Source organism: Streptomyces sp. NPDC005070, from assembly GCF_053600395.1.
In genome coordinates, this window is record NZ_JBSFZS010000042.1 from 24965 (window position 1) to 51451 (window position 26487).

The window sequence follows — 26487 nt, forward strand, 5'->3', positions numbered from 1 at the left end:
AACCAGCATGCGGGGAACGGGAGTTGAGAGGTAAGTGACAGCCTGGGGACGGCAGAGAAGGGGAGGGGACATGCCCGGTGACACCCGCCTGTCACCTTCCCTGTCCCCCCGGCGCACGCGCGAGACTCAGAGCAAGCACTCGGAGGAGGGCGCATGACCGACGACAGGCCCGCATGGGCGCGGCGTATCGCGGCTGAGCGGATGGCGCGCGACTGGTCGCAACGTGACGCAGTCAGGGCCCTCCGAGCACACGCTCCCACGGAGCTGCCCGCGGAAGAGAGCATGATTCGCCAGTGGAAGCGTTGGGAGTCCGGCCAGGCGCCGAACGACTTCTACCAACCGATCATCGCGGCCACCTTCGGCACCGTGACACACGCACTCTTCCCCGCGCCGCCACGGCGAGACGGAGACCGAGAGATCTTGGCAGCGAGCGGTATGGAGACATTGGAGATCGTGAGCCGTCTCAATCGGTCGGATGTCGACGGCGCCACGCTCGATGCCCTGCGGATCACAACCGACCGACTGTGCTCGGAATACCCATACATGCCGAGCGGGCAGCTCATCATCGAGGGGCGCCAGTGGCTGCGCCGTGTCGTCGAACTCCACGCAAAGAGCCTCACGCTGGCCCAGCACCGCGAGGTACTCGCGCTGTCCGGCTGGCTCGCCCTCCTGGTCGGCTGCGTCGAATACGACATGGGAGACCGTCATGCTGCCGAATCGACGCGACGGGCGGCCCTCTCGCTCGCGACGGAAGCCGACCATCCAGAGATTGCCGGGTGGGCGCACGAGATGCGGGCATGGTTCGCACTCACGACGGGCGATTACCGCGGCGTGATCTCGGCAGCGCAGGCCGGGGGCGAGGCGGCACCGAACCACAGCGTGGCCGTGCAACTCGCGGGCCAGGAAGCCAAGGCATGGGCGCGACTTGGAGACCGCCGACAGGTCGAGGTGGCCCTCGACAAGGGCCGGCGCCTCCTCGAAGGGATGCCGCATCCCGAGAACCTGGACAACCACTTCGTGGTGGACCCCGCCAAGTTCGACTTCTACTCGATGGACTGCTACCGCTTGGTCGGCGAGGACAAGCTGGCGCGCACGCTCGCCGATGAAGTACTGAGGGCTGGAACAGACTTCGACGGACGTGAACGCTCGCCGATGCGCAACGCGGAAGCCCGCGTCACGCTGGGAGTTACGGCAGCACGTCAGGGCGACTTGGAAGAGGCACTCATCATGGGGGCCCGCGCTCTCGAAGGCGACCGCCAATCGGTTCCGTCGCTCATCATGACCAGCCGGGAACTCGCTGCTGAAATGAAACGCCGATACGCTTCAGAGCCCGCGGCACAAGACTACCTCGCCCGCCTGCACTCACTTGGGAACGAGAAGCCGGGTTTCCTGCCCTGATAAGGGTCCGTCGTCATCTCGCGCTCGTTACTCAAGCTTCAGACATGATGCGCCCTTTGCGCTAATCTATCCCTACTTCGCGAGCAACAGGGGAGTCGGCCGTGCCAGATGACACTTCAGATCTCATCCAGCAAAAGAAGGCAGATCTGGATGAGCGCGATGCACGCCTCCAACTGGAGAGGCTATGCACAGAAAACGGAATCGAAACTGAATGGGTCTGGTGGGAACCAGATATCAGATTCAAAGTCGCATTCCCGAATGGAAGAAAAAAGCGCTGGCAGATCGTGAGCGAGGGAGCGGCAGCAGAGTATCTGTCCATCGATTTTCCGGCCATGACATATCTCGGCGAATTCGACGCCGTTTACTTCAAAAACAGCGGAACGATCGAAGCCTATATCCTGACAAATTTCCCGGCGCGTCGAATCCAAAACATCCCTGGAGTTCGCAGAATCGGGCATCCCCAACTAGAATTCCCCGATCTGGACGAAGAATCCGAAAATGAACAGAATCCGCAAGGAGAGCGGATCGGCATCAACGACGCTTGGGTTCTTGAGTTCTCACCTACGGCGGATCGACCCGACCTGAAGGTAGAAGTTGGGTCCGCATCGAAAGAATTTTCCATCTTTTCCGAGCGAAGCCGCTTCCAAGGATCCATCAGGAATCGAGATCGGGAGCCACTTCCTTTTGGGTTGGGAAGGTTCACATCACTCCGCATCTCTGGGGTTAATCCCACGCGCCATGATGAGGCGTTGGATATTCTCAACCGGGTGGCAGGCGCCGCATGTTTCGAGTTGGACCTCCGATATGGAGCAGTCCTCACCATCGCCCCCTCCGAAGAATCGGCCCGAGGAAGGTCTAGAAATCGCGTCGCGCGAGAGAGAGCCCAAGAGCCGCCCCGTAACCCCCAAAATCAATACCCAGAAAAGCCACTAAGCCTGTACTGGTACGGCCGCAGATCCGGGGGAATCCCGCTGCTTGAATATTTGGCATACTATCAAGTACTGGAATACTTCTTTCCCAGCTTCAGCCATCGAGACACTCTGACCAGGCTGCGCAACGAGCTGCTAGATCCTCGATTCAGACCTGACGACGACAGAAATCTAGTACGAATCATCAGCCTGGCTTCGGGGACAGGAAAGGGATTTGGCAGCGAGAGGGACCAGCTTCGTTCCACAATCGGCGGATGCGTAACGGAATCACACATAAGGGAATTCATCACAGACAGCGAGACGCTTTCTGAGCATTTCTCTGGAAAGCAGAAGATCAAAGATGTCACCATCTTGGACATAAATAACTTGCAGAACGACTTTCTGAAATCTGTAGCAGATAGGGTTTATGACATCAGATGTCGGATCGTTCACGCTAAGGAGGACGGTGGTAGAACGTCCGTGGATCTGTTGTTGCCATTCTCAAAAGAAGCTGAAGCGCTTGGGCCCGACATCGAACTTGTCAAATTTCTGGCCCAGAAGGTTTTGATTGCTAGTGCATCACGCCTACGCCTCTAACGATTTCCTTTCGCGCGTCGACTACGTGTCGGCCCCCTAAGCCCAAAAGGGGCCCGCTCCATGAGCGAACCCCTTAAGCTACAAGGCTCTAAGGCGTGCGACACGCTGACGTCGCTCTCCTAGGCTAATAACGTTGGCTTCTTTCTTCGGAGCCGAGTTAGCGGCATTTTCGGGAGCGAGCGACCTCATTAGAACTGGGTGAATACCCAAATCCTCTGATGCTTGAATTACAGCGGGCGGCTCGCCGTAGCGGCGAGCTAGCATCGCCCGCATCAAAGATGGTTGCTCAGGATGTACGACCACAGGCTCATTGGTTCGCCAACCCCGCGCACCAATCTGTTTGTACAGACTTTCTCTGCGATCGTTATCTACGTATCCGAGATCATGTGCTCGCTGGATTAGAGCCTGGATGGATACACCCCAACGCTTTTTAAGTGCAGCAAAGTCCCGCAGCATTAGAGGACCAGCAAACGCCTCGTCAGCCCTCCCTCGGGGAAGCAAAAAGGCTCCGGCAAACCGGTGAGCTTCCGTCTCTGCCTCCTTCGGTGAAAGTCCCGACCTTCTTGCCGGATGCAACACCAAGTGACCGAGTTCATGAGCCACCGTAAACCTCTGCCGATCGCCACTGCCGGCTGAGAAGTAGCTAATTAGTGACGGCTCTGCCTGGCCCCGCCAACAGGAGACTCCAGAATGCCCAACGACAATGTCTTCCCCGTGCCCCTGAGCATCGACAAGCACAAGGGGAACGACTGGGATTCCCGCCCGCTCGCATGATCGGATCACGTGCCCAAGAACCCCGTCGCGGGCGATACCCAACGCATCTCGTGTTGCAGAGGCCAGATCCTCAATAGCACCAGGAGAGATTTCCCCCTCGGCCCTAGGCAAAGTTGTCCGGCGAACTCGCGTCTCGGTGAGAAGACGTGCTGAAACCCGATACGCCTCTCTCACAGTCGCTTCGACCCGACCAACCTCACGGACTGACGTACTCGCCTTCTTACGGAAAAGAAGGGTGTCTGTCGGCAGGTCGGTCGGATCAACATCGAAGAATGAGCGTGGTGTTCCCGTTGCCTCAGCGATCCGCCTCAAGAGGTCGTCTGTGACGCCCTTGGTACCCTTTTGGATTTGCGAGATCATCGGCTGAGACACGCCTGCGGCTTGAGCCAACTCCCCCTGAGTCAAACCCATGAGGAGCCGGAGCGTCCGGATCCGCTCCGCAGGATCATGCACCACTTCCTTCACCCTCTTCGCGCGCATCTTCGTCGAACTCGAAGGGCAGCACGATGCCCTTGTCGTCCGGCACGAACTCCCAGTCCGTGAACGCTTCAGTCTCACGCGGCAGCTCGAAGTCCAGGTCGAACTTCGGCGGTCGACCCGGCTTCCACTCCCCGATCGGACGCACGATCCGCACGGAGATCTCCCCGCCGTCTTCACGGGGCGACAGCCAGACAGCCAGCAGGTTGCTCGCTTCAACACCGAACATGTCAACAGTTCGATTGTAGTAGTAGCTGATGCGGGCCTTGTTGCGCCCCGGGGCCGGAATGAGGTCATAGGGCGTCGCATGCAGGATGCGAAGCGTGAGCATTCCGTTACGCAGATGGAGGCGCCCGCTGGAGCCGTTGATGGGCTCCCATCCGCCGAGATCCTTCCGGTCCTCGTGAAGCCGCTCTACATACCGGCGCGCGTGATCGCGAGCGAGGTCCGTGCGCCCCTTTGAGTAGCCATCACCCACCATGCCGTGCTCGTCGAAGTGGCCGTGCGAGGCGGTGTAGCCGGCATCAAGGGCGCCGTAGAGGGGGGCCGAAAGCCCCTCAGTAGCTGCCGTGATGAATGATGCGTCCTCAGGTGTGAGCATGGCGGTTATTTTATAACCGCAGATCACACACTTGCAATAACCTTGAACGGTGTCGCTTGGAGTAGTTGACGCGAAGGGCCCACGGGCTCGCAGAAGTCCGGACGTGATGGGGGCTACGCAAGCCATCTGTGCGCCTTCTGTCCCAGTAACGACCTACAAGTGCTCTTCCTTGCGTCACACTGTGACCCACCAACTTCGCTCGTTAGGGGGGTACTTATGGTTGATCGTCATCCGCGATGGGACGCTGGCACGGCCCCATGGGCTCGACGCTCCTTGGAAGCTAGCGAGACAGTGCCGTGCTACTTCTGCGGCGGGCAGACAGCCGTTGTCTCGTTCGGAGACGTCTCTGACGACAAGGGTCGTCTAGAGCTGTACTGCGAAAACCAGCTTTGTGATGCCCGCGAGGTCGTCGTACTCGTGGGACGCGACGGCGCAGATGCGTTCTTGCGAGCTGACGTCCGTGCACTGCGGGCAATCGATCAGGGTTCCGAGCGCCACGCCAGTCCTCCCTACGATCTGCTCAAGCAGAACGAGAGCCGGAAGCAGAGAGCTCCGCGACGGCAAGATACTCAGCCGTTCACGCTTGACGTCTCGTAGACCTTGCAGCCCGGGCGATCGCCCTGAAGGGGGCCAAACAGGGGGCCAACGGTGCGGCCCCTCGTGGACGGACTCGGACAGGAACGGACTGCACCAGGGACGAACGATCAGGCCGGTGCCCTTTAGGCAAGGGTCACGAAGGCGCCTGATCGCGTTCGGGACGAAGAGGTCGTGGGTTCAAATCCCGCCACCTCGACAGCTAAAACACCAGGTCAGGGCCGGTTTTCCTTCACGGGAAACCGGCCCTTGCTCGGTACGCCGCCGGTATGTCTTGCCGTGTCACAGTCCGGAACCGAGAGTGGCGATCGTCCACCCGCTACTCAGCGGACTGGCGACCATACGTCACATGAGACGATCACGGACCCGCCGGCCAGCCGCCATCTATGCAGTCCTGCAGGCCGTGACCGTGATGTTGGCGCTGTGGCTGTCCAAGCACTTCCAGGTGGCACGGCTGGGCGCCACGCTCGTCGCCCTGGCCCCAACCATACCGGGCGCCTACCTGACCTGGGCCGCCTACCGTGACGACCGCCGCGAGGCCGCAGCGGACACCGACGCAAAGGTGAAAACGCTGGCCGCCGTCGTGGCCGCGGCCGAGGCCCGGCAGCGCGCCCAGATGATCGGGCCCGGCGCCCATCGCATCGACGTGACCTTCCACCAGCGCACCGAACCCGCCAACAATGCGACCGGCGCCGCAGCCCACGGCCGCCTCACCGACATCGTGTCCTACTACCAGAACCTGCGCCCCGCCCGCCTGGCCATCACCGGCGAACCGGGCGCCGGCAAGACCCTGCTCGCCCTGGACCTCATCCTCGGACTGCTGACCCACCCCGGCCGCACCGACACCGACCCCGTCCCGGTCCGCTTCTCCCTGGCCGACTGGAACACCGACCACCCCCTTCAGGAATGGCTCGCCCACCAGGTCCACCAGCAGTTCCGGGCCCAGGGCATCACCCTCGCCGACGCAACCACGCTGATGGACGGGTACCACGTCCTGCCGGTCCTGGACGGCCTGGACGAGATGGACACCGACACCACTCCAGCCAGCCGCCGCCGTGCCGCGCGCGCCCTGGAGCAACTCAACGCCTACCAGGACCCCACCGGCAGCGCCCCAGTCATCCTCACCTGCCGCACCACCCAGTACGAGGACCTAGCCGACCTGGACCTGCGGATGCGTGAGGCCGCCCGCATCCAACTCGACGACGTCAGCCCCGGCCAAGCCGCCGCCTATCTCACCGCCCGCAGCACCAGCCCCGACCGCTGGCGGCCGGTCATCGACACGTTCACGACCGCGCCCGGCGGCACCCTGGCCCGCTCCCTTGCCACCCCCTGGCGCCTCAACCTGGCCGCCACCGCCTACGAAGAACGCCACCCCGCCACCCTGGCCTACCTCCGCGAACCGGACCACCTGCTCACCCTGGCCTCCCCCAGTGCGGCCCGCGACCACCTCCTCGCCCGCTACCTGCCCGCAGCCGCCCACCAGCACCCCACCCGCCCCAACCGCTACCACCCCGACCAGACCCACCACTGGCTCGCCGCGCTCGCCGCCCACCTCGCCACCACCACACCGGCATCCACCGCAAACAGCACCGACATCGTCCTCCACCAGCTGTGGCCCATGGCCGGTCCCCGCCGAGTCCGCACCGCCGACGCGCTGCTCGCCGTCCTCCTCCCTCTCGTCTCCGGCCCACTGCTCCTGTTGCAGCTCCCCATCGGCTTCCCAGTCGTCGCCCATCTGTATATCGCCTCCGGGTTCGTGTTGTTTGCCCTGGGAACTATCCCGCAGGCCAGTGATTCTCGCCTCCAAGAGCCTCGAACGTTTCAGCTCCAGCGGCTGCGCAGCCGAACCCACCGCCACCAGCTCGCCCGGACTATCGCGAAAGGGCTCGCGGGCGGGCTCGCGCTCGCGCTCGTGCTCGCGCTCGTGCTCGGGCTCGCGATCGGGCTCGCGATCGGGCTCGCGCCCGGGCTCGCGGTCGGGCTCGCGATCGGGCTCATGGTCGGGCTCACGATCGGGCTCACGGTCGGGATCGCGCTCGGGCTCTCGGAACGCCTGGAAGATGGTCCGCCGACAGACCCGCGTCATCCCGTGAGGGACGATCTTGCGCTCGGGCTCGCGTTCGGGCTCGCGTTCGGGCTCACGGCCGGGCTCGCCGTCGGGCTCGCCGTCGGGCTCGCCATCGGGCTCACGCTCGCGCTCACGTTCGGGCTTCTGGCCGGGCTGTACAACGGGTTCACCGGGGCTGGTCGCCGCTACCTGGTTTTCCTGCTCTGCGTCCGGGGCCGATTGCCCTGGCATCTCGGCGCCTTCCTGAACTGGTCCTACGAGGCAGGACTCCTGCGGATCTCCGGCGTGGCCTACCAGCTCCGCCACCGGGAACTCCAGGACTGGCTCGCCGCGCACCCCACTCCCTGACAGGAAGTGGATTCCAGAAGTGGGCGCGCTGTGATCCAGGTTGCCGGCTTGGAGAAATCCTGGAGACGATCTTGCGTAGGGACCCCTGAGGTGCCGACAGAGACCGACGCTCCCCAACACTCTGACCAGCGTGCTTGACCTGGAGCACAGGTAGACAATCTTCCAGGGCCTAATTCGGGACGAAGAGGTCGTGGGTTCAAATCCCGCCACCCCGACAGCTAAAACACCAGGTCAGGGCCGATTTCCCTTCACGGGAAACCGGCCCTGACTCGTTTCTCGGGGCCTCTGGGGAATGAACAGGGAGTGGATCAAGGAATTCCACTCCCCAGGCTTCATCCCCGGCGCGCTCTCAGCAGGACATCGAGTGCGCGCAACGGTGACCGCGGATGCATGGCGGACCGGGCCGCCAACGGCTCCTCCCACTGCTCGGTCAGTTCATCCATGAGCCGGTTCCTCATCCGCGCGGTGATGTGCGAGTAGCGCGCCTGTACCGAACCGTCCTGGTGCCCAAGGCGCTCATTCATGAGCTTGGGCGGGATTCCGAGTTCCTCCATGACCGTCTTGTGAGAGTGCCTGAGTCCATGCGGAGTGAGGCCTCGCGCGATCGGAAGCCAGCACGCGTCCGCCCTGCCCTGCCAGAGGCGTTCCGGCCCCGCGCCGGCACTCCCGGCCAGGGGTCCGCCATCACCCGCACAGGGCGCGCCTCCTGGGGGCTTCTTCGGGTACCAGCCTGTCGTGGCCGGCTGGAACAACCAGGTCGCACATCCGGTCCGTCGCCAGTCCGCCGCCGTCGCCGCTGAGTGCCCCGCACGGACGTAGCCGAGTTCCGCGATGGCTGTCTCCACCCTGGTTCGTGTCCGCTCCGCGACCGTGTCCGGCCGGTTCAGCATGTTCGACACCGTTGCCGGGGAGACATCGGCGCGGCGGGCGACGTCGACCAGCTTTGCGCCGACGTGCCGGGCGGTGCCGTTGGCGGGAGCGTGGCCACGGAACACGTAGGCGTGTTCGTGGCACGAGCAGGGTGCTGACCCAAGTCCGGGCGATATGGCTTGCGACCAAGCCGGATAGCCACTTGGGTGTGTCTATGGTCCGGCGGGAGTCGTCCTTGGGCGGGCAGCGCTCGAACTCCCCCGAGTCGAGTTCGTAAAGCTGCCACTCCACCCGAGCCGAGGCAGGGCGGACGAACTTGCGCTCCAGTCCGACGATTTCGCCCCATCGCATGCCGGTGTAGCCCTTCAGCGCCACAGCTACGGATTCGTCGTCACGGCCGGACAGCAGCGAAGAGGCACCCCGCGGCTGCTCCTGCGGCCTCGTTGATCTCGGTCTCAGACTCTTCGCACCAACCCTCCCGGCCACCGCTCCATCAACCTCGCGTCCACCGGCACCCGCAGATGCCTCCCCACCGGCCGCTGCCGGTCATAGTGACTGACCCAGCCGCATCATGCTCGCGGGAGTTCCGAGCGGCGCCGGCAGCACGTCCCACACAGTCCCGATCAGTTGCCCCGAGTCCGTCGCCCGACCGACCAAAGTGGTCCACCGACCTGTCCGGCGAACTGCCATGAAGATCGAAGATAAATTCAAGGATCAATCCTTCGGATTCCTTGATTGGGTAAAGAGGTTGCTGAAAGGGCAACATTTTCGCGCTCGCGTGGTCGATTCGCATCGATGGAGCGTGAGATTCCGCTTGCTTGCCCACGAGGCCAAGGTATAGCCAATGACCCCCTTTCAATCGTCATGCTCAAGTCCCGCTCAGATCAGTCGAGTTTCCTTGACGATCACCCAGGCAGTCCACGATTGTTCTGTTCATGCCGCTCCGGGGGGAGCGGCAACGGAGGGAACGATGAACGCCATAACTCGCGCATGCACAGCCGCTACGCTGACCGCTTTTCTCGCTATGGGATCCGGGGGCGTGGGCACTGCATTCGCGGAAGACGCCCCGACGCCGGTCAATGCCGACCAGGACGGGAGCCCGATCCCTCAGGCACCGGACGACGCCGACGCCGTCACCAATGGTCCGGTGCACCCGGACGGCTGCCCGCCCGACCCGACCATCTCCATCACCAAGGCCAAGAGCGTGTTCGTCGGTGACAAGTCCAAGACCGTCTACGGACAGTCCGGCGTCACGCTCTCGGTCTCGGTGGCCAAGGGCCACACCTGGACCGGCACCTTCACCTATGCGGCAAAAATCAGCGAGTCGATCATCGTCGCTTCCGCCGAGGAGACCTTCGGCGGCTCGGTTTCCTACGCGAAGACCACCACCGTCACCCTTGGCGGCTCATGGAAGGTTCCGGCGAACCAGCGGGACGGATGGCTCGCCCTCGGCTCGAAGGGATACTCCTTCAACTGGGAACAGGGTTCCTACAACGGTGGCTGCGCGTGGAGGGTCACGAACCACGGGACCGCCAAACTCCCTGCGCTCTCGCCCTACATCGCCCACTCGTGAGCTGAGGACGATCTGATGAAGCCTTCCCTGCTGGTCGTCGGTCTGTCGGCCCTGGTGCTCGTGTCGGCCTGTTCCGGCGAGGCTCACCCCCGGGCGGCCGCCACCCACGGGGCGGAGACGGGGGCCGGCACGCCCCCCTCTGCGATACAGACCCCAACGAGCCCGGACCGCCTTCCCAATCCGGTCCAGTCGTCGCTCCCTGTCGGATCGAAGACGCTGTACACAAAAACGGGGCACGGTAAGGGCGGTGTCACGCTTCCCGCGTCAGCGGGGAAGGCCTCATCCATCACGGTGATGTGGACATGCGCCGGTCCCTCCAAATTCGACATCATCGCCACCGGAAAGCCTCTCGCCGGGTCTCAGTGCGGTGACGGGACCGGCGTATTCACCGCCGAGATACCGCACGCCCAAATGCACGAACTGGCGTGGAAGTTCTCAGCGGACGATTCGGTGATCTGGCGAATCGTCGTCACCCAGCCACCAGGGAAATAGAAACGAGCGCGCCGATGCCTGGCAGCATCCGTCGCGTTCTTCGGACGAGCTACGCGACGCGTTCTCACGCCGGGCCACGCTCGTCAACGAGAGGGTCCGTGCGGGCGTGAGCCGCCAGAAGAAGACCGCAGGGTCCACGGCGACCAAGCGGGACGAGTTTTGGAGGATGTTCCACGTGGCGCTTCGGTGGTGCGGCTGAGCCGACGCGCGACAGCTGTCGCATGGGCAGGCTTGTTGTCACCTGTGAGGTGGGGCGCCGGACTCGGGGGTGTCGGCCGATTCCGAGCCGGCGGGCCGGCGTCCCCCGCAGCAGGCCACCACTGCTGTCACCGTGGAGTTCAGGAAGATGGTGAACCAGGATGACCTGTCCACCGCGTCGATGGATCCGGTACGAAGCGGCTCTTCCCCGGCTCGCCGAAGGATGTCAACGCTGTCGGCCAGGCCATCGATCGTGTGGCCGCGCTTCAAGGAGTGGTGCATTCGCCCCCGGAAGACGCCCGCGTGCCGGTTGGCCGGGACCAAGCTGTCCCAGATGACGAAGTCAGCACCGGCGATCAAGGCGTCACGTGCGGGCCCGCATGCCGGGGTCTGTTCGCGGAGCATGGCGATGAGGTCGTCGCGAGTCACACGACGCCCCGGTGACAGGAAGGCCGACCATCGACCGTGTGCGACAACTACAGCGCCTCTCTGGTGACAGCCCGACTGCTTCGACGTGGTTCCTTCGCAGGCTATTCGGTGTCGTCGGTGACAACTACGGAGCCTCGGCACAGCGGCATGATGCTGCACTGTGAGGGTTGATCTGTCGCGTCGGCTGGTTCCGGACGAACTGTGGTAACCGGCAGCTCCGTTGGTGCCGAGGGTCGTGCCCCGTCCGTAGGGCGGCGGTACTGAACCCGCTGAATTTCGGTGGCGGAACAGAGGGAGGGACCGGGGCGGCCCGGTCTCCTCACTGGAACCACCCGCGTCCGTGCGGCAGTCTTCTCCTCCGTGGGGAATCTTCCGTCTCAGAGTGCGTCGAGTGACGCCGCCGAGCACATGGTGGTGGCCGGGGACGACGCCCTGGCCCAGCGGCTGGCCGCCGAGTTGCGTGGGGTGTACGGCGAGCGCGTGACCCTCGTGGTGCCGCCCGCGCAGCATGGTGTGCGGCCGCCGGTCGTCGGGCGGGCGCGCGCCACCGCCCTGTTCGACCGGGTGTCCGCGGCCGTGAACCGGGCCTCCGGGAACGGGAACGGTGGAGGGGGAGGCGGAGGGACCGGCGGGAGCGACGAGACGTCCGGTTCCGAGCGGGTCGTCGAGGCCGCCGAACTCACCGAGAACGCGCTCTCCTACGCGGGCGTCGAGCGGGCCACCGCGCTCGCCCTCGTGTACGACGACGACGAGACCAACATCCGTGCCGCACTCACCGCCCGGCGGCTCAACCCGCGGATCCGGCTGGTCCTGCGGCTCTACAACCGGCGTCTCGGCCAGCACATCGAGGCTCTCCTCGACCAGGCCTCAGCCCTGGCCGTCGCTGCCGCCACCGCTGCCGGACCCGACGGCGCACCGGACGCGGGCGGCGCGAACTCCACCGGGGGCGGCCCGGGTTCGGACGCCTCCCGTGCGGGCCGGAACACCGAGGCCTACGACGCCTCCACCACCGTGCTGTCCGACGCCGACACCGCCGCACCCGCGCTCGCCGCCACCGCCGTGGCCGGTACCAGCAAGGTCGTCCAGACCGACGGGCTGATGCTGCGCGCGGTGGAGCGGCCGCCGCCCGGTCCGGGCGCGGTCGCCGATCCGGGGTTGTGCACGCTGGCGTTGCTGTCCGCCACGACCAACGACCCGGCCGGCGCCGACGGTTCCGAGAGCAGCGGTGCGCAGGGGCCTCAACTCCTCCCCGACGAAAGGGCGGTGGCCGCCGCCACCGGGCGCGGCACCGTCGTCCTGGAGAACGTGTCGTACTCAGGGCCCGAACTGAGCTCCGGCCGCGGGGTCGTGCCGTGGTTCGGCTCGCTGCTGTCCCGGCGGCTGCGCTGGTCGTTCGTGGGGCTCGTCGCGTGCGTGGTCGGGCTCGCCGTGGCGTCGATGCTGGTCACCGGGGAGCAACCGCTCCAGGCCACGTATCTGACCCTGCTCGATCTCTTCGCCATCAACGACCCGGCCATCGGGCAGCCACTCGGGCGGCAGATCCTCCAACTCTGTTCGGGGCTGGTCGGGTTGCTGCTGCTGCCGGTGCTGCTCGCCGCCGTGCTCGAGGCGCTCGGCACGTTCCGCAGCGGGAGCGCTCTGCGGAAACCGCCCCGGGGGCTGTCCGGACACGTGGTGCTGCTCGGGGTCGGCAAGATCGGTACGCGGGTGCTGGCGCGGCTGCGTGAACTGCGTATCCCCGTGGTGTGCGTGGAGGCGGATCCCGAGGCCCGGGGGCTCGCGCTGGCACGGAGTCTGCGAGTGCCCGTGGTGCTGGGGGACGTCACACAGGAAGGGGTGCTGGAGGCCGCCAAGATCCATCGGGCGCACGCGCTGCTGGCACTGACCAGCGCGGACACCATGAACCTGGAGGCCGTACTCTCCGCCCGCACCCTGAAGCCCGATCTGCGGGTCGTACTGCGGCTGTACGACGACGACTTCGCGACCGCCGTCTACCGCACCCTCCGGGCCGCGCATCCCGGCGCGCTCACCCGGAGCCGCAGCGTGTCCCATCTCGCCGCGCCCGCGTTCGCCGGAGCGATGCTGGGGAGACAGATCCTCGGGGCGATTCCCGTCGAGCGGCGGGTACTGCTGTTCGCCGCGGTGGACGTGGGCGGACATCCGCAGCTCGAAGGGCGCACGGTGGGAGACGCGTTCCGGGCCGGGTCCTGGCGCGTGCTCGCGCTGGACACGGCGACCCCCGAGGAGCGCCGGGCCGACCCGGCGCCCGGCGCGCGCGGTCCCCGGCTGGTGTGGGACCTGCCCTCCACCTATGTCCTGCGGCCCGAGGACCGCGTGGTCCTCGCCGCGACGCGACGAGGACTGGCGGAACTGCTCGGCCGTCGGCCCCGGCAGCGGGCGGGGGCGTAGCCCAGGACTCGGCCGACAGCCGCGGCAGCGGGCGGGCGCGTGGCCCGGGGCTCGGCAGAGCCCGGGCCACCGCGTCACTTGCCCAAGTGGCGTTCCGCGAAGTCGAGTTCCAGGCGGACCTGCTTGATGCGTTCGTCGACGACCAGGGAGCCGTGGCCCGCGTCGTAGCGGTAGACCTCGTGGACGGCTTCGCGCGCGCCGAGGCGGGTCACGTAGTTGTCGATCTGGCGGATGGGGCAGCGGGGGTCGTTGACCCCGGCCGAGATGTACACGGGGACCTTCACCGCGTCGACGTACGTCAGCGGGGAGGACGCCTCGAAGCGCTCCGGGACCTCTTCCGGGGTGCCGCCGAGGAGCGTGCGGTCCATGGCCTTCAGCGCCTCCATCTCGTCGTGGTACGCCGTGACGTAGTCGGCGACCGGGACGGCGGCGATGCCGAGGGCCCAGGCGTCGGGCTGGGTGCCGACGCCGAGGAGGGTCAGGTAGCCGCCCCAGGAGCCGCCGGTGAGGATCAACCGGTCGGGGTCGGCCAGGCCGGACTTCACCGCCCATTCGCGGACCGCCGCGATGTCCTCCAGCTCGATGAGGCCGACGCGGTGCTTGAGCGCGTCGGTCCACGCGCGGCCGTAACCCGTGGAGCCGCGGTAGTTGACCCGGACCACCGCGTAGCCGTGGTCGACCCAGGCCGCCGGGCCCGCCGCGAACGAGTCGCTGTCGTGCCAGGTCGGGCCGCCGTGGATCTCGAAGACGGTGGGCAGTGGTCCTGTGGCGCCTGCCGGCTTCTGGATCAGGGCGTGGACGCGGCCGCCGGGGCCTTCGACCCAGACGTCCTCCACGGGGACGGATCCCGGGGACTTCTGGCCCGGCGGGTCCAGGACGATCTCGCCGGTCGTCGAGCGGACGACGGACGGCTCGGCCGCCGACGACCACAGGTACTCCACCGTCCCGTCCGGACGGGCCGTCGCCCCGGAGACCGTGCCGGGCGGGGTCGCTACCTTGGCCAGCTCGCCGGAGGCCAGGTCGTAGCGCCACAGGTCGCTGCGCGCCTCGAAGCTGTGCGCGATGAGGAGGGCCGAGCCGTCCGGATACCACTCGGCGGCCACGTCACCGGGCAGGTCGAGACCCAGGTCGGTCTGCTCGCCCGTCGCCACGTCCCACACGAGGGGCTCCCAGCGGCCGCGCCTCTGGTGCCCGATGAGCAGTCGGCTGTCCCCGTCGACGGGGGCGAAGCCCAGCACTTCGAGGCCCAGCTCGACCGTGCCGCCCTCGGTGTCGTCCAGCTCGGCGACCGCCGAACCGTCCGGGCGCAGCACCTTGAGCGCCGAGTGCATCGCGTCGCCGTGCTCGGTGTGCTCGACGGCGATCAGCGAGCCGTCGTGCGAGAGGTCGCCGACCCCGGCCGACTCGCGGTGCCGGTAGATCTCCACCGTGGCGTCGCCGGCGCGGGCGACGTGGATCGTCGATCCGTCCTCGTCCGTCGAGCGGCCCACGACGGCCGTGCGCCCGTCGCGGCCGATGGCCAGGCCCGCGGGGTAGGAGGGGTCGAGGCCGGGAACCGCGGGGTCGTCCACATCGCCCACGACCAGGGCGGCGTCGAACGGACGGCGCCGCCAGACGCCGAACTCGTCGCCGTCCTTGTCGTCGAACCACCAGATCCACTCGCCGTCGGGCGAGAGCACCCCGTCCGTCGTGCCGTTCGCCCGGTGGGTGACCTGGCGCTGCTCCCCCGTCGCTCGGTCCCACGCGTACAGCTCGTACGTCCCCGTCGCGTTCGAGACGAACAGGGAGCGGTGCGGTGCGTCCTCCGCCCAGTCCGGCAGCGACACCCGCGGTGCCCGGAAGCGCTTCTCCCAGTCGGGCATGTCTGCCTGCTGCGGCTCGGTGGACCTGGTGCTCTCAGTCATGGCCCCATAGTGCCTGGCCCGGCCCGTCTCGCGCCGGGGAGGTCCCCAGCCTGTGGACAACCTCTCGGCGCCGGCACGCTCGGCCGACCGCCGGCCGGCACGCGAAGCGGGCCCCGCGTTCCCGGAACACGGTCCGGGCCAGTCCCGCGGAAGCGGCGTGTTCGCAGGTCAGGGCCGTTGTCAGTGGCGAGGTGCAGACTTTTTCGCATGACCGATCTACGCAAGGCCGTCGAGAGTTACTGGGCTACTGCGGACGCCCGGGACTGGGCAGCGTTCGCGGAGCTGCTCGCCGAGGACGTCGTCTACACCCTGCCGCAGACGCGCGAGCGCATCAGCGGCCGGGAGCGGTACGTCGAGTTCAACCGGGAGTACCCGGGCGACTGGCACGTCCGGATCGAGCGCGTCATAGCCGAGCCCGGTCAGGCCGTCACCTGGACCCACGTCACAGTGGGCCTGGAGGAGATGCACGCGATCACGTTCTTCACGGCGGACGCCCGGGGCCGTATCGCCACGGTGACCGACTTCTGGCCCGAGCCCTACGAGCCTCCGGCGGCCCGGGACCATCTGGCCGAGCGGTACTGAGCAGGCCCCACGGGCGAGTCCGGCCCGGCCGCACCGTACCGTGGACGGCGTGTACCGGTTCCTGCTGACGCCCCGCTGGTGGGGGATCAACGTCTTCGTGCTGTTGGCCATCCCCTTCTGCGTCTTCATGGGGTCATGGCAGTTGGGGCGGTTCGAGGACCGCGTTCAGGATCACCGGACGGCGGACGCGGCGGCCTCGTCGGCCAGGACGGAAGCCGCCCGGCCCCTGGCCTCGATGCTGCCCGTCACCACCGAGACGTCCGGCAGGCGGACCACCGCGACGGGCCGGTACGGCAAGCAGTTGCTGGTCCCGGGCCGGGAACTGGACGGCAGGAGCGGGTACTACGCGCTCGCGATGCTGCGGGTCGACGGCGGCAAGACGCTGCCCGTCGTCCGGGGCTGGCTGCCCGGCACGGCGGACGCGGCGAAGGCCCCGGCCCCGCCCACCGGCGAGGTCACGGTCACGGGCTCGCTCCAGGCGTCCGAGAGTCCCGGTTCGAACGGCGTCAGCGCGGTCGGCGGGCTTCCCGCCGGGCAGACGGCCGCGATCAGCTCCGCGTCACTGGTGAACCTCGTGCCGTACACCCTGTACGACGCGTGGATCACGCTCGACAAGGCCGACGCCGGGATGAAGGCGGTGCCTCCGAGCGCGCCGGCGAACACCGGACTCGACCTCAAGGCGTTCCAGAACCTCGGTTACACCGGCGAGTGGTTCGTCTTCGCGGGCTTCGTCGTCTTCATGTGGTTCCGCCTGCTGCGCCGCGAGACGGAGTTCGCCCGCGACGCCGAACTGGGGCTGCTGCCGGAGACCCGGGAGCCCTCGGGCGGCCCCGAAACCCCGGCCGCCCCCGAAGCCATGGCCGCCACGGCCACGCCGGAGAAGGAGTCCGAGGACGCCGCCGCCACCGCGGTCGAGCCGTCCGGGACGGCCTGAGCGGACCGACAGGGCGGCGACGAACCACCGCCGCCGCCCGGTACCGAACGGATCACCCGTCCGTCAGGACGAGGCCAGGATCCCGGTGCGATACACCGTGCCCGCGCAGGCATTGCCCACGGTGACCGACGCGCTCGCGCCGCCGGTCGCCGCCGTACCGGAGACGACGACACTGCCGTCCAGCGTGCCGTCCTCGACGAGGAGCTGGGGCGAGGTGCCCTCCGCGCCGGAGCCGGCGGTCGTACCGCCGGTGTCGGTGGCTCCCTGCGTCGGGGTGGGGTCCGGTGAGGGCTCCACGGTCGGGCAGGTCGACGAGGGCACCCAGGCGAACTTCACCACGTACGAGGCGCCCGGCTGGAGCACCAGGGACGTGACCTCCGTGGACGGGTCGGGCAGCGCGGTGGCCGCGTCGCCCCCCACATGCGTCGCCACACCGATCCTGGCGGGGTCCGCCGCGCCCTGGGCGAGCGCGTTGACCGTGCCGGCGCCGGTGACCGTGCAGGCGGTGGTGGAGATGTTCGAGACGGTGAAGGAGCCGTAGACCGCGCCGGCGGCGTCCGGTGCGCCCGCCGTACCGGAGGCCCCGCCGAGCTGGTCCGCCGTGCATGTGAGAGCGGCCGAGGCGGAGGCAGAGGGATCGGTGCCGCCCGTGGCGGCCCCTCCCGCGCCCTTGTCCGTGCCGCCCGGTGTCTCCGTCCTGGCGTCGTCGCTCTTGGACGTGCCCGTCGAGCCCGCCGCCTTGCCGGAGCCGCCGTCCGATCCCTTGCCCTCGCTCGCGCCGCCCTGGGCCTGTGAGCTGTTGGCCGCGATGGACGGGTCGGGGTTCGACCCCGAGGAGTTGGAGACGTGGACGAACGCCGGGATCGCCGTGCCCATGAAGAGAGCCGCCGCCGCCATGCCGACCACGGCCTGGCGCTTGCGCGCCCGCCGCGCCGGAACCGCCCGGCGCAGATGCTCCAGGGTGCCGTCGGTGGGTTCGATCTCCTGAACGGCCTGGTGCAGCAGCCGGCGCAGTGCCAGCTCGTCGCCGCCGAACCCTTCGGGTCCCGGTCCGTCCGTGTCCGGTGTGCCGGGCTGTTCGTCGGGGCCGTTGTTCACATTTCCGTTCCCAGCGTGCGATTGCGTGTGCTCGTGTTCCGGGCGTCCCTCGTCCTCGGGGCGCCGCCGGCCGTCGTGCTCGTTCATGCCGAAGCCCCCATGGCGACACGGAGCGCGGCGATGCCACGCGAGCCGTACGCCTTCACCGAACCCAGGGAGACACCGAGCGTCTCGGCGACCTGAGCCTCGGTCATGTCCGCGAAGTAGCGCAGGACCAGGACCTCGCGCTGGCGCCGCTGGAGCCCCTTCATCGCCTTGATCAGGGCGTCGCGCTCCAACTGGTCGTACGCGCCTTCCTCGGCGCTCGCCATGTCGGGCATCGGCTTCGAGAGGAGCTTGAGGCCGAGGATGCGCCGGCGCAGGGCCGAACGCGACAGGTTGACGACGGTCTGACGCAGGTAGGCGAGCGTCTTCTCCGGGTCCCGGACGCGTTTGCGCGCCGAGTGCACCCGGATGAACGCCTCCTGGACGACGTCCTCGCAGGAGGCCGTGTCGTCGAGCAGAAGCGCCGCGAGACCGAGGAGCGAGCGGTAGTGCGCCCGGTAGGTCTCGGTCAGATGGTCGACGGTCGTGCCCGCCGCCAGGCTGTCCTGGGCGCCGTCACGCTGACTCGGGATGCGGGCGGGCCGCGCTGAGGGCATGGGGGCGATCACCGGCATGCCGCCGGGCGCGCCGGGGCTGCGGGGTCGGCGGGGTGGACGCAGGGCCATGCCCCTTGTCTGGACCGCGGTGAATTCGAGTACCTCTGCCACGCCAGTTGGACACACGTCCCCCCGGGAGGGTTGTACGAGACAGGCGTCACAATCGCGGCGGGTGCCGCTCCGGCCGGAAACCTCTCCCCAGGAACGCCCCCCGGACTCCCCGCCGTTACGCCGTCCCGCGCGCGCGACAGTGCACCAGATGCCCTCATGCGTAACAGCTCTTCCCCTGTGCCCAATGCTCCGCCGCCCCCCGGACGCCCCTGAATGGCGACGGCGAAGACGCTCACGGCCCCGCGCGCGGTTGCGTGGGACGGCAGTAAATCTTCGAACGCCGACACGAGTCCGTACAAGTGGTCAGGACCATTAAGTTGATCACTGAACCGACAGAGATCCTACAAATCTACGCGCCGGGGGGCACCGGGATTTCGGCCGGAGGCCGCCGGCAGCGGAGAACCTGCGGAACGGCCGCCCGGCGGAGCACCGGATCCACAGGGTCCCGACGGGCCGCGAAGCCCTGACGATCTACGGAGTCCTGCTGATCTCAGCCGCCACCAGCTCGGCGATCTGAGCGGTGTTCAGGGCCGCGCCCTTGCGCAGGTTGTCCCCGCACACGAACAGTTCGAGGGCCGTCGGGTCGTCCAGTGCCCGGCGGACCCGGCCCACCCAGGTCGGGTCGGTGCCCACCACGTCCGCGGGAGTGGGGAACTCACCGGCGGCCGGATTGTCGAAGAGCACGACGCCGGGCGCGGTGTCCAGGATCTCCCGGGCCTTGCCGACGGTCACCTCGTCCTGGAAACGGGCGTGCACGGTCAGGGAGTGCGTGGTGACGACGGGAACCCGGACGCAGGTCACGGCGACCTTCAGCCGGGGCAGACCGAGGATCTTGCGGGTCTCGTCGCGCACCTTCATCTCCTCCGAGGACCAGCCATCCTCGGCGAGCGACCCGGCCCACGGCACCACGTTCAGGGCGACCGGCTCCGGGAACGGCCCTGTGTCGTCGCCCACGGCCCGGCGTACGTCACCGGGGTTCGTTCCCAGTTCGGTGCCCGCGACCAGGGACATCTGGCGGCGCAGGGTGTCGATACCCGCCCGGCCCGCACCGCTGACCGCCTGGTACGAGGAGACGACGAGCTCCCGCAGCCCGAACTCGGCATGCAGGGCACCCAGCGCCACGATCATGGACAGGGTCGTGCAGTTCGGGTTGGAGACGATCCCGCGCGGGCGCACACGCGCGGCGTGCGGATTCACCTCGGGAACGACGAGGGGCACTTCCGGGTCCATGCGGAAGGCGCCGGAGTTGTCGACGACGACCGCGCCCTTGGCGGCGGCGATCGGCGCCCACTGGGCGGCCACCTCGTCCGGTACGTCGAACATGGCGACGTCGACCCCGTCGAAGGCCTCCTCCGACAGGGCCGTCACCTCGACCTCCTCGCCGCGCACGGCCAGCTTGCGGCCGGCCGAGCGCGGCGAGGCGATCAGTCGGATCTCGCCCCAGATGTCCGCGTGCTGGGACAGGATCTGGAGCATGACCGTGCCGACGGCTCCGGTCGCTCCCACGACCGCGAGCGTCGGTCGTCGGGTCATCGCCCGGTGCCTCCGTAGACGACGGCCTCGTCGCTGTCGGAGTCGAGCCCGAAGGCGGTGTGCACGGCACGGACGGCGTCGTTGACGTCGTCGGCGCGGGTGACGACGGAGATACGGATCTCCGAGGTCGAGATCAGCTCGATGTTGACCCCGGCGTCGGTGAGCGCCTCGAAGAAGCCGGCCGTGACACCGGGGTTGGTCTTCATGCCCGCGCCGACCAGCGAGATCTTGCCGATCTGGTCGTCGTAGCGCAGCGACTCGAAGCCGATGACGCCCTTCGCCTTCTCCAGGGCGTCGATGGCCTTGCGGCCCTCGGTCTTCGGGAGGGTGAAGGAGATGTCCGTCAGGCCCGTGGTCGCCGCCGACACGTTCTGCACGATCATGTCGATGTTGATCTCGGCGTTGGCGATGGCGCGGAAGATCGCGGCGGCCTCGCCCGGCTTGTCCGGGACACCGACGACCGTGACCTTGGCCTCGGAGGTGTCGTGAGCGACACCGGAAATGATGGCCTGCTCCACCTTCTGGTCCCCTTGCTGCTGTGTCTTTCGAACGGGCGGTGCGCTGCTGACCCAGGTGCCCTGAAGTCCGCTGAAGGACGACCGCACGTGGATCGGGATGTTGTAACGGCGGGCGTATTCCACACAGCGGTGGAGCAGCACCTTCGAGCCGGAGGCGGCGAGCTCCAGCATGTCCTCGAAGGCGATCCAGTCGATCTTCTTCGCCTTCTTCACCACGCGCGGGTCGGCGGTGAACACGCCGTCCACGTCGGTGTAGATCTCGCACACCTCGGCGTCGAGCGCCGCGGCCAGCGCGACGGCCGTGGTGTCGGACCCGCCGCGGCCCAGCGTGGTGATGTCCTTCTTGTCCTGCGAGACGCCCTGGAAGCCGGCGACGATGGCGATGTTGCCCTCGTCGAGCGCCGTACGGATACGGCCCGGGGTGACGTCGATGATCCGGGCTTTGTTGTGGACCGAGTCGGTGATGACGCCTGCCTGGCTGCCGGTGAAGCTCTGGGCGCTGTGGCCCAGGTTCTTGATCGCCATGGCCAGCAGGGCCATGGAGATCCGCTCTCCGGCGGTCAGCAGCATGTCGAACTCTCGTCCGCTGGGCATCGGAGATACCTGCTCGGCGAGATCGATCAGCTCGTCCGTCGTGTCGCCCATCGCGGAAACGACCACGACCACCTGGTGGCCGTTCTTCTTCGCTTCCACGATCCGCTTGGCGACGCGCTTGATGCCCTCGGCATCGGCTACGGAGGAACCTCCGTACTTCTGCACGACAAGGCCCACGTGCGCTCCTCGCTCAGTCCGTCTCTGCACCGCACTACTGCGGTCGGCTCAGTCTAACGAGCGGCCGGATTTCCCTTCCGGGGTGTCGCATCGTGAGATGTCCCGCTCACGACGTGATCACTCCGGGCTGTCAGGTCGGCAAGGGGATCCGGCCGCTCCGAGACGGCACCTGCCCGTACCGGAGCCCCGCCACTCCGAACGTGCCCCAGGTCACACCGGGGACGGGGCGGAAAGCGGAGGGCCGGACGGGTGTCGCCGGTGCTCGGCCGTGCGCGGGCCGAGCCGCCCGGCGGGCCAGTTGACCGTGCGCAGACCGAGCGGGCCGGCGGGCTACTTGACCGTGCGCAGACCGAGCGGGCCGGCGATCTCCTCCACCATCACCTTGCCGGCCTCCTCCGCGAGCGCTTCCTCGCCGAGGCCCTGGTCGGTGTCGAGGCCGTTCAGCTCCTCCAGGGGCTGGTTCAGCCGGACGTGGGCGACCACGGACTGCAGGGCGCGCAGGGTCGCGGAGGCCGTGGAGCCCCAGTTCGAGAAGTAGGAGAACTGCCACCACCACAGCGCCTCCGTGGTGCGGCCCGCGCGGTAGTGGGCCATGCCGTGGCGCAGGTCGGTGATGACGTCGGCGAGGTCGTCGGAGATACGGGCCGGGACCGGGGCCTTGCGGGGCTCGTACGGGTCGAAGACCTCGGAGTAGACGTCGATCGGCTCCAGCATCACGGCGAGACGCTCGCGGAGTTCGTCCACGTCCGCCTCCGGGCCGAGATCGGGCTCGTAGCGCTCGTCGGGAACGATGTCCTCGTGCGCCCCGAGACGGCCGCCGGCCAGCAGGAGCTGGGAGACCTCCAGCAGGAGGAAGGGCACGGCCGAGTCCGGCTCGTCGCCCTTGGCCACCTCGGTGACGGCGACCAGGAAGCTCTCCACCTGGTCCGCGATCTGGACCACGAAGTCGTCGGGGTCCGGACTTGTCTCGTGCAGCGTGGCGTCAGACATCTAGAAGTCGTCTCCCCTCGAAGGCGCGGCCGAGTGTGACCTCGTCCGCGTATTCCAGGTCGCCACCCACCGGGAGGCCGCTGGCCAGGCGGGTGACCTTGAGGCCCATGGGCTTGATCATGCGGGCGAGATACGTGGCCGTGGCCTCGCCCTCCAGGTTCGGGTCCGTGGCCAGGATGAGCTCGGTGACCGTGCCGTCGGCGAGGCGGGCCAGGAGTTCCCTGATCCGCAGGTCGTCCGGGCCGACGCCCTCGATCGGGCTGATCGCGCCGCCGAGCACGTGGTACTTCCCCCGGAACTCACGTGTGCGCTCGACCGCGACGACGTCCTTCGGCTCCTCCACCACACAGATCATCGAGAGGTCGCGGCGCGGGTCGCGGCAGATGTTGCACAACTCCTCCTGCGCGACGTTGCCGCAGGTCGCGCAGAAGCGGACCTTCGCCTTGACCTCCATGAGGGCCTGTGCGAGCCGGCGGACGTCCGTGGGCTCCGCCTGCAGGATGTGGAAGGCGATCCGCTGCGCGCTCTTGGGACCGACGCCGGGGAGCCGCCCCAGTTCGTCGATGAGGTCCTGAACAACGCCTTCGTACAACGGACTGCCTTTCCGAGTGCTTCGGTACCGCCTGGTCCCGTCCTACTGTTTCTTCCTGGTCCGTACGGTAGTTGGATGCCGCCGGTCTTAGAAAGGCAGACCGGGGATACCGCTGCCGCCGCCGAGCCCCTGGGTGAGCGGGCCGAGCGTCTGCTGCTGGAGCGCCTGCGCGTTCTCGTTCGCCGCGTGGACGGCCGCGACGATCAGGTCGGCGAGCGTCTCGGTGTCCTCGGGGTCGACCGCCTTCGGGTCGATCACCAGGGCGCGGAGCTCTCCGGAGCCCGTCACGGTCGCCTTGACCAGGCCGCCGCCCGCCTGGCCCCCGACCTCCGTGCGCGCCAGCTCCTCCTGCGCGTTCGCGAGGTCCTGCTGCATCTTCTGGGCCTGCTGCAGCAACTGCTGCATATTGGGCTGGCCACCACCGGGAATCACGATCAGCTCCTGGTTTCGAGTACGGCTGTCCGAGCGCTTCTTCCTGTCCAGCACGAGCCTACGTGGTCTAAGGGCCCGTCGCCCAAGCACTCTTTCGAGTGATATCACAGCGGCGCCTATACCTGATCAAGGCCCTCTTCCGGGCGGAAAAGCCGGTAAACCCGGTCCATCGCCACCCATTGGGCGGTAGGAAGGGGGCTGCGCATTTGCACCACGCGTCACACGACGTCACGCACCGCACGCGCTGTCCGTGCCGTCACCGTCGTCACGACGCCACCGTCGTCCGTCATCACCGTCGTCAACTAGGGAGTGCCGGGTGAGTCAGCCGGAGATGCAGCCGGAGGGGCCGCTCCAGGACGGGCGGGGCGAGGGCGCGGCGGGGCTGCGGCCGGGCGACCTGACCGGTCGGCCGTTTCCGCTCGGCGACTGGGGAGAGCCCGCCGAGCGGCTCCACGAGCTCTACCGCTGGGTGGAACAGGGGGCGCTCGACACGGCCGCCTGGTACCTCTCCGACCGCGTGTGGAAGCGGTGGGCGGCACGGGTGCTGCGGTCCGGTGTCACGCTGGGGGCCGTCTCCGGGGCCGCGCTGCCGCTGCTCGACCTCACCGGATCGGTGCGGGGGGCGGCTCCGTGGGGCTATCTGGCGCTGCTGCTCGCGGCCTCCTGCGTCGGCGTCGACCGGTTCTTCGGCGTGACCTCCGGATGGATAAGGGACGTGGCCACCGCCCAGGCCGTCCAGCGACGGCTTCAGGCGCTGCAGTTCGACTGGGCGTCCGAGAGTGTCCGGGAGGTCCTCGGGCCCGCCGACGGAACGGCCAGCGAGGCCGCCGACCGGTGCATCGGCGTGCTGCGCCGGTTCTCGGAGGACGTCACGGAGCTGGTGCGCACCGAGACGGCGGACTGGATGGTGGAGTTCCGCACGGGACCGGCGCCGCTGGGGATCCAGTCCTCGGCGGCGGGCGCGCCCCGCCCCGACGGGCCGCCGCTGAACGGCCGCACCCCGCTGCCGCCCGGAACCCGTCCGAACATGCCCCGCCAGCGCCCGCCCGAGCCCAGGTAGCCGGGGCGCCGGCGCCCGCCCGAGCCCCGGCGGCCGGGCGCCACGCCGTCAGCCGGCTCCGCAGATCCTCAGCCCGACCGGCGTCCCGCAGGGGAGATGGCCGTGGGTGCGGATGACGTCCTGGCCGCTGCCCCGGCCGATGTAGGAGAGGAAGCTGGAGGCGAGCGAGTCGGCGGGCGGCTGTCCGTAGGTGTAGGCGTACTCGATCTCGCGGTACGGGTACTCCGAGGTGCCGTGCTCCAGGTCCTCGACGGAGGCGACGTGACCGTCGAGGCTGATCCGGTGCAGGCCCCTGCGGCCGGTGGCGTCGTTGAGTTCGCTGTAGCCGATCGCGCCGGGCAGCTTGGCGACCGTGTCGAGCACCTGCTCGGTGGAGTCGAGTTCGCACCGCGCGACCCGTGCCGTCGCGTCGTCCTTGTGGACACAGTCGAGCGAGGAGTTGGCGATCTCGCCGCGCCCGAGCACCCGGCGCTGGAACACCTGCCGGGTGCCGGAGTTGGCGTCCCGGCTGACCAGGAGGACGGGTCTGTCGGGTCCGCCGAGCTGCTTCCAGTTCGTGATCTCGCCGCGGTACAGCCGCCGTACGTCGGTCAGCGACAGGTTCCTGACCGGGACGGCGTCGTTGACGACGAGCGTGAACACCGACACCGCGATCCGGTTCTCCCGCAGGTGCGGGAAGTCGCCCGGCTTGGGGCCGTCGGAGAGCGCGACGAGAGCCGGGGACCCCTTCTTCGACGCCCGCCCCGCCGCGTCGAGCTCGCGCACACCGGCCGTGCTGCCGTGGGTGTCCACCGTGATCGTGGCGCCCCGGCAGTCGTGCTCGTACTTCTCGGCCAGTTCGCGCGCCACCGGCTCGAAGGCGGTCGAGCCCGTGACGGCCAGCGTGCCCCGCTCGCAGCCGATCGGGGGCGGGGTGTCGTCGCGCAGGACGACGATCACGGCGAGCGTCACGACGCACACCGTCAGCAGGACGGTGATCAGCCGCGCGGCCCGGCTGAACAGCGGCGGCTTGTCGTCCGGTGTCGTACTGCGGTTGGGCCGGACCTCGCCGTCCCGGATGCCCCCGACGATCCGTACCGGACAGCCCACGTCGCCGCCCGACAGCAGGACCAGCAGTTTGAAGTGCTCGCCCCGGTTGAGCGGGACCCGCGGGATGCGCAGCGTGCCGCGCTCGTAGCTGAGACCGGCGGCCGGAGTGAAGTGGTCCATCAGATGGTCGGTGCCGGGCGGCTGGGTCACGGACACCCCGCGGATCGTGCGATCGGTGAACACCGCGGTCAGGCCGTGCCGCTCGCGGCTCGTGTAGTCCTCTCCGACGATGCTCTGCGAGCCGTCGTTCTCGATCCGCAGCAGTACGAGGGTGGCGTCGGACATGCCGGGTGTCTCGTCGAAGAGTCCGAGCCGTACGTTCGCCCGCCCCGAGCGGACGCCGTCGCCGATGGGGTTGTCCATCTGGACGCGGTAGCCGACGGTCTTGCGGCGCGGCACCCGCCGCTCGTACCAGACCATCACGGCGGAGGAGACGACACCGATCACGGCGGTCCCGACGGCCACGACGTTCTCTGCGCTCAGCCACTCCACGTGA

At 68.1% G+C, this 26487-nt stretch carries 20 protein-coding genes and 1 pseudogene; 9 read left to right on the forward strand and 12 right to left on the reverse strand.

Translation table 11 applies throughout. From position 1 onward, the window contains the following. Nucleotides 1-153 precede the first annotated feature (153 nt). Together ACWEBX_RS16645 and ACWEBX_RS16650 are read left to right on the forward strand one after the other, a co-directional pair. Nucleotides 154-1398, forward strand: coding sequence for an XRE family transcriptional regulator (locus tag ACWEBX_RS16645; protein WP_451885565.1), 1245 nt, complete (start codon nt 154-156; stop codon nt 1396-1398). A gap of 101 nt (nt 1399-1499) precedes the next feature. Beyond that, nucleotides 1500-2903, forward strand: coding sequence for a hypothetical protein (locus ACWEBX_RS16650; protein WP_451885566.1), 1404 nt, complete (start codon nt 1500-1502; stop codon nt 2901-2903). A gap of 78 nt (nt 2904-2981) precedes the next feature. Here the strand turns inward: ACWEBX_RS16650 and ACWEBX_RS16655 are convergent, their stop codons facing one another. Both ACWEBX_RS16655 and ACWEBX_RS16660 read right to left on the reverse strand, forming a co-directional pair. Continuing rightward, nucleotides 2982-4157 carry a helix-turn-helix domain-containing protein gene (locus ACWEBX_RS16655; protein WP_451885567.1) on the reverse strand — a complete coding sequence of 392 codons (1176 nt, stop codon included), beginning with the start codon at nt 4155-4157 and terminating at the stop codon, nt 2982-2984. Continuing rightward, nucleotides 4123-4755, reverse strand: coding sequence for a hypothetical protein (locus ACWEBX_RS16660; RefSeq protein ID WP_451885568.1), 633 nt, complete (start codon nt 4753-4755; stop codon nt 4123-4125). The genes ACWEBX_RS16655 and ACWEBX_RS16660 overlap by 35 nt, the downstream gene beginning before the upstream one ends. Before the next feature lie 943 nt (nt 4756-5698). Here ACWEBX_RS16660 and ACWEBX_RS16665 point away from each other — a divergent pair. After that, a complete protein-coding gene (locus tag ACWEBX_RS16665; protein WP_451885569.1) occupies nt 5699-7765 on the forward strand; it encodes an NACHT domain-containing protein in 2067 nt (688 codons plus the stop codon). Between the two features lie 332 nt (nt 7766-8097). On the opposite strand, the pseudogene ACWEBX_RS16670 reads toward ACWEBX_RS16665, so the two are convergent. Continuing rightward, nucleotides 8098-9049, reverse strand: a pseudogene (locus ACWEBX_RS16670) (LacI family DNA-binding transcriptional regulator); the annotation flags it as partial. Nucleotides 9050-9674: 625 nt separating this feature from the next. Between ACWEBX_RS16670 and ACWEBX_RS16675 the strand changes: the two are divergent. The 3 genes from ACWEBX_RS16675 to ACWEBX_RS16685 all read left to right on the forward strand — a co-directional run bounded on the left by ACWEBX_RS16675 (nt 9675) and on the right by ACWEBX_RS16685 (nt 13736). Beyond that, complete coding sequence (locus ACWEBX_RS16675) at nt 9675-10208, forward strand: hypothetical protein (RefSeq protein WP_451885570.1); 534 nt, start codon at nt 9675-9677, stop codon at nt 10206-10208. Between the two features lie 15 nt (nt 10209-10223). Further along, the gene (locus ACWEBX_RS16680) at nt 10224-10700 is read left to right on the forward strand and encodes a hypothetical protein (RefSeq protein ID WP_451885571.1); all 477 of its coding nucleotides are present in this window, start codon (nt 10224-10226) and stop codon (nt 10698-10700) included. A 1035-nt stretch (nt 10701-11735) separates the two neighbouring features. After that, nucleotides 11736-13736 carry an NAD-binding protein gene (locus ACWEBX_RS16685; protein ID WP_451885589.1) on the forward strand — a complete coding sequence of 667 codons (2001 nt, stop codon included), beginning with the start codon at nt 11736-11738 and terminating at the stop codon, nt 13734-13736. Between the two features lie 74 nt (nt 13737-13810). Here ACWEBX_RS16685 and ACWEBX_RS16690 read toward each other — a convergent pair whose 3' ends face one another. Then, the gene (locus ACWEBX_RS16690) at nt 13811-15640 is read right to left on the reverse strand and encodes a prolyl oligopeptidase family serine peptidase (RefSeq protein WP_451885572.1); all 1830 of its coding nucleotides are present in this window, start codon (nt 15638-15640) and stop codon (nt 13811-13813) included. A 207-nt stretch (nt 15641-15847) separates the two neighbouring features. Here ACWEBX_RS16690 and ACWEBX_RS16695 point away from each other — a divergent pair, with 207 nt between their 5' ends. Both ACWEBX_RS16695 and ACWEBX_RS16700 read left to right on the forward strand, forming a co-directional pair. After that, a complete protein-coding gene (locus ACWEBX_RS16695; RefSeq protein ID WP_451885573.1) occupies nt 15848-16222 on the forward strand; it encodes a nuclear transport factor 2 family protein in 375 nt (124 codons plus the stop codon). Nucleotides 16223-16271: 49 nt separating this feature from the next. Continuing rightward, nucleotides 16272-17156, forward strand: a complete 885-nt coding sequence (locus ACWEBX_RS16700) for an SURF1 family protein (protein WP_451885574.1) — start codon at nt 16272-16274, stop codon at nt 17154-17156. A 63-nt stretch (nt 17157-17219) separates the two neighbouring features. Here ACWEBX_RS16700 and ACWEBX_RS16705 read toward each other — a convergent pair whose 3' ends face one another. From ACWEBX_RS16705 to ACWEBX_RS16735, 7 genes are all read right to left on the reverse strand, one after another. Then, on the reverse strand, nt 17220-18341 hold the full coding sequence (locus tag ACWEBX_RS16705) for a hypothetical protein (RefSeq protein WP_451885575.1): 1122 nt from the start codon (nt 18339-18341) through the stop codon (nt 17220-17222). Beyond that, on the reverse strand, nt 18338-18964 hold the full coding sequence (locus ACWEBX_RS16710) for a SigE family RNA polymerase sigma factor (protein WP_361685434.1): 627 nt from the start codon (nt 18962-18964) through the stop codon (nt 18338-18340). The genes ACWEBX_RS16705 and ACWEBX_RS16710 overlap by 4 nt, the downstream gene beginning before the upstream one ends. A 513-nt stretch (nt 18965-19477) precedes the next feature. After that, a complete protein-coding gene (locus ACWEBX_RS16715; RefSeq protein ID WP_451885576.1) occupies nt 19478-20539 on the reverse strand; it encodes an aspartate-semialdehyde dehydrogenase in 1062 nt (353 codons plus the stop codon). Continuing rightward, on the reverse strand, nt 20536-21828 hold the full coding sequence (locus ACWEBX_RS16720; protein WP_451885577.1) for an aspartate kinase: 1293 nt from the start codon (nt 21826-21828) through the stop codon (nt 20536-20538). Before ACWEBX_RS16720 ends, ACWEBX_RS16715 begins: the two co-directional genes overlap by 4 nt. 330 nt (nt 21829-22158) lie before the next feature. After that, nucleotides 22159-22818, reverse strand: a complete 660-nt coding sequence (locus ACWEBX_RS16725) for a DUF5063 domain-containing protein (RefSeq protein WP_451885578.1) — start codon at nt 22816-22818, stop codon at nt 22159-22161. Continuing rightward, nucleotides 22811-23410 (reverse strand): recombination mediator RecR, encoded by a 600-nt coding sequence (gene recR / locus ACWEBX_RS16730; RefSeq protein WP_451885579.1) that lies wholly within the window; start codon nt 23408-23410, stop codon nt 22811-22813. The genes ACWEBX_RS16725 and recR overlap by 8 nt, the downstream gene beginning before the upstream one ends. Before the next feature lie 87 nt (nt 23411-23497). Further along, nucleotides 23498-23842 (reverse strand): YbaB/EbfC family nucleoid-associated protein, encoded by a 345-nt coding sequence (locus ACWEBX_RS16735; protein ID WP_361685577.1) that lies wholly within the window; start codon nt 23840-23842, stop codon nt 23498-23500. A 316-nt stretch (nt 23843-24158) separates the two neighbouring features. Here ACWEBX_RS16735 and ACWEBX_RS16740 point away from each other — a divergent pair, with 316 nt between their 5' ends. Further along, entirely contained in the window at nt 24159-24902 is a 744-nt protein-coding gene (locus ACWEBX_RS16740; protein WP_451885580.1) for an SLATT domain-containing protein, read from the forward strand. A gap of 48 nt (nt 24903-24950) precedes the next feature. On the opposite strand, the gene ACWEBX_RS16745 is transcribed toward ACWEBX_RS16740, so the two are convergent. Continuing rightward, entirely contained in the window at nt 24951-26483 is a 1533-nt protein-coding gene (locus ACWEBX_RS16745; protein WP_451885581.1) for a substrate-binding domain-containing protein, read from the reverse strand. Nucleotides 26484-26487 lie beyond the last annotated feature (4 nt).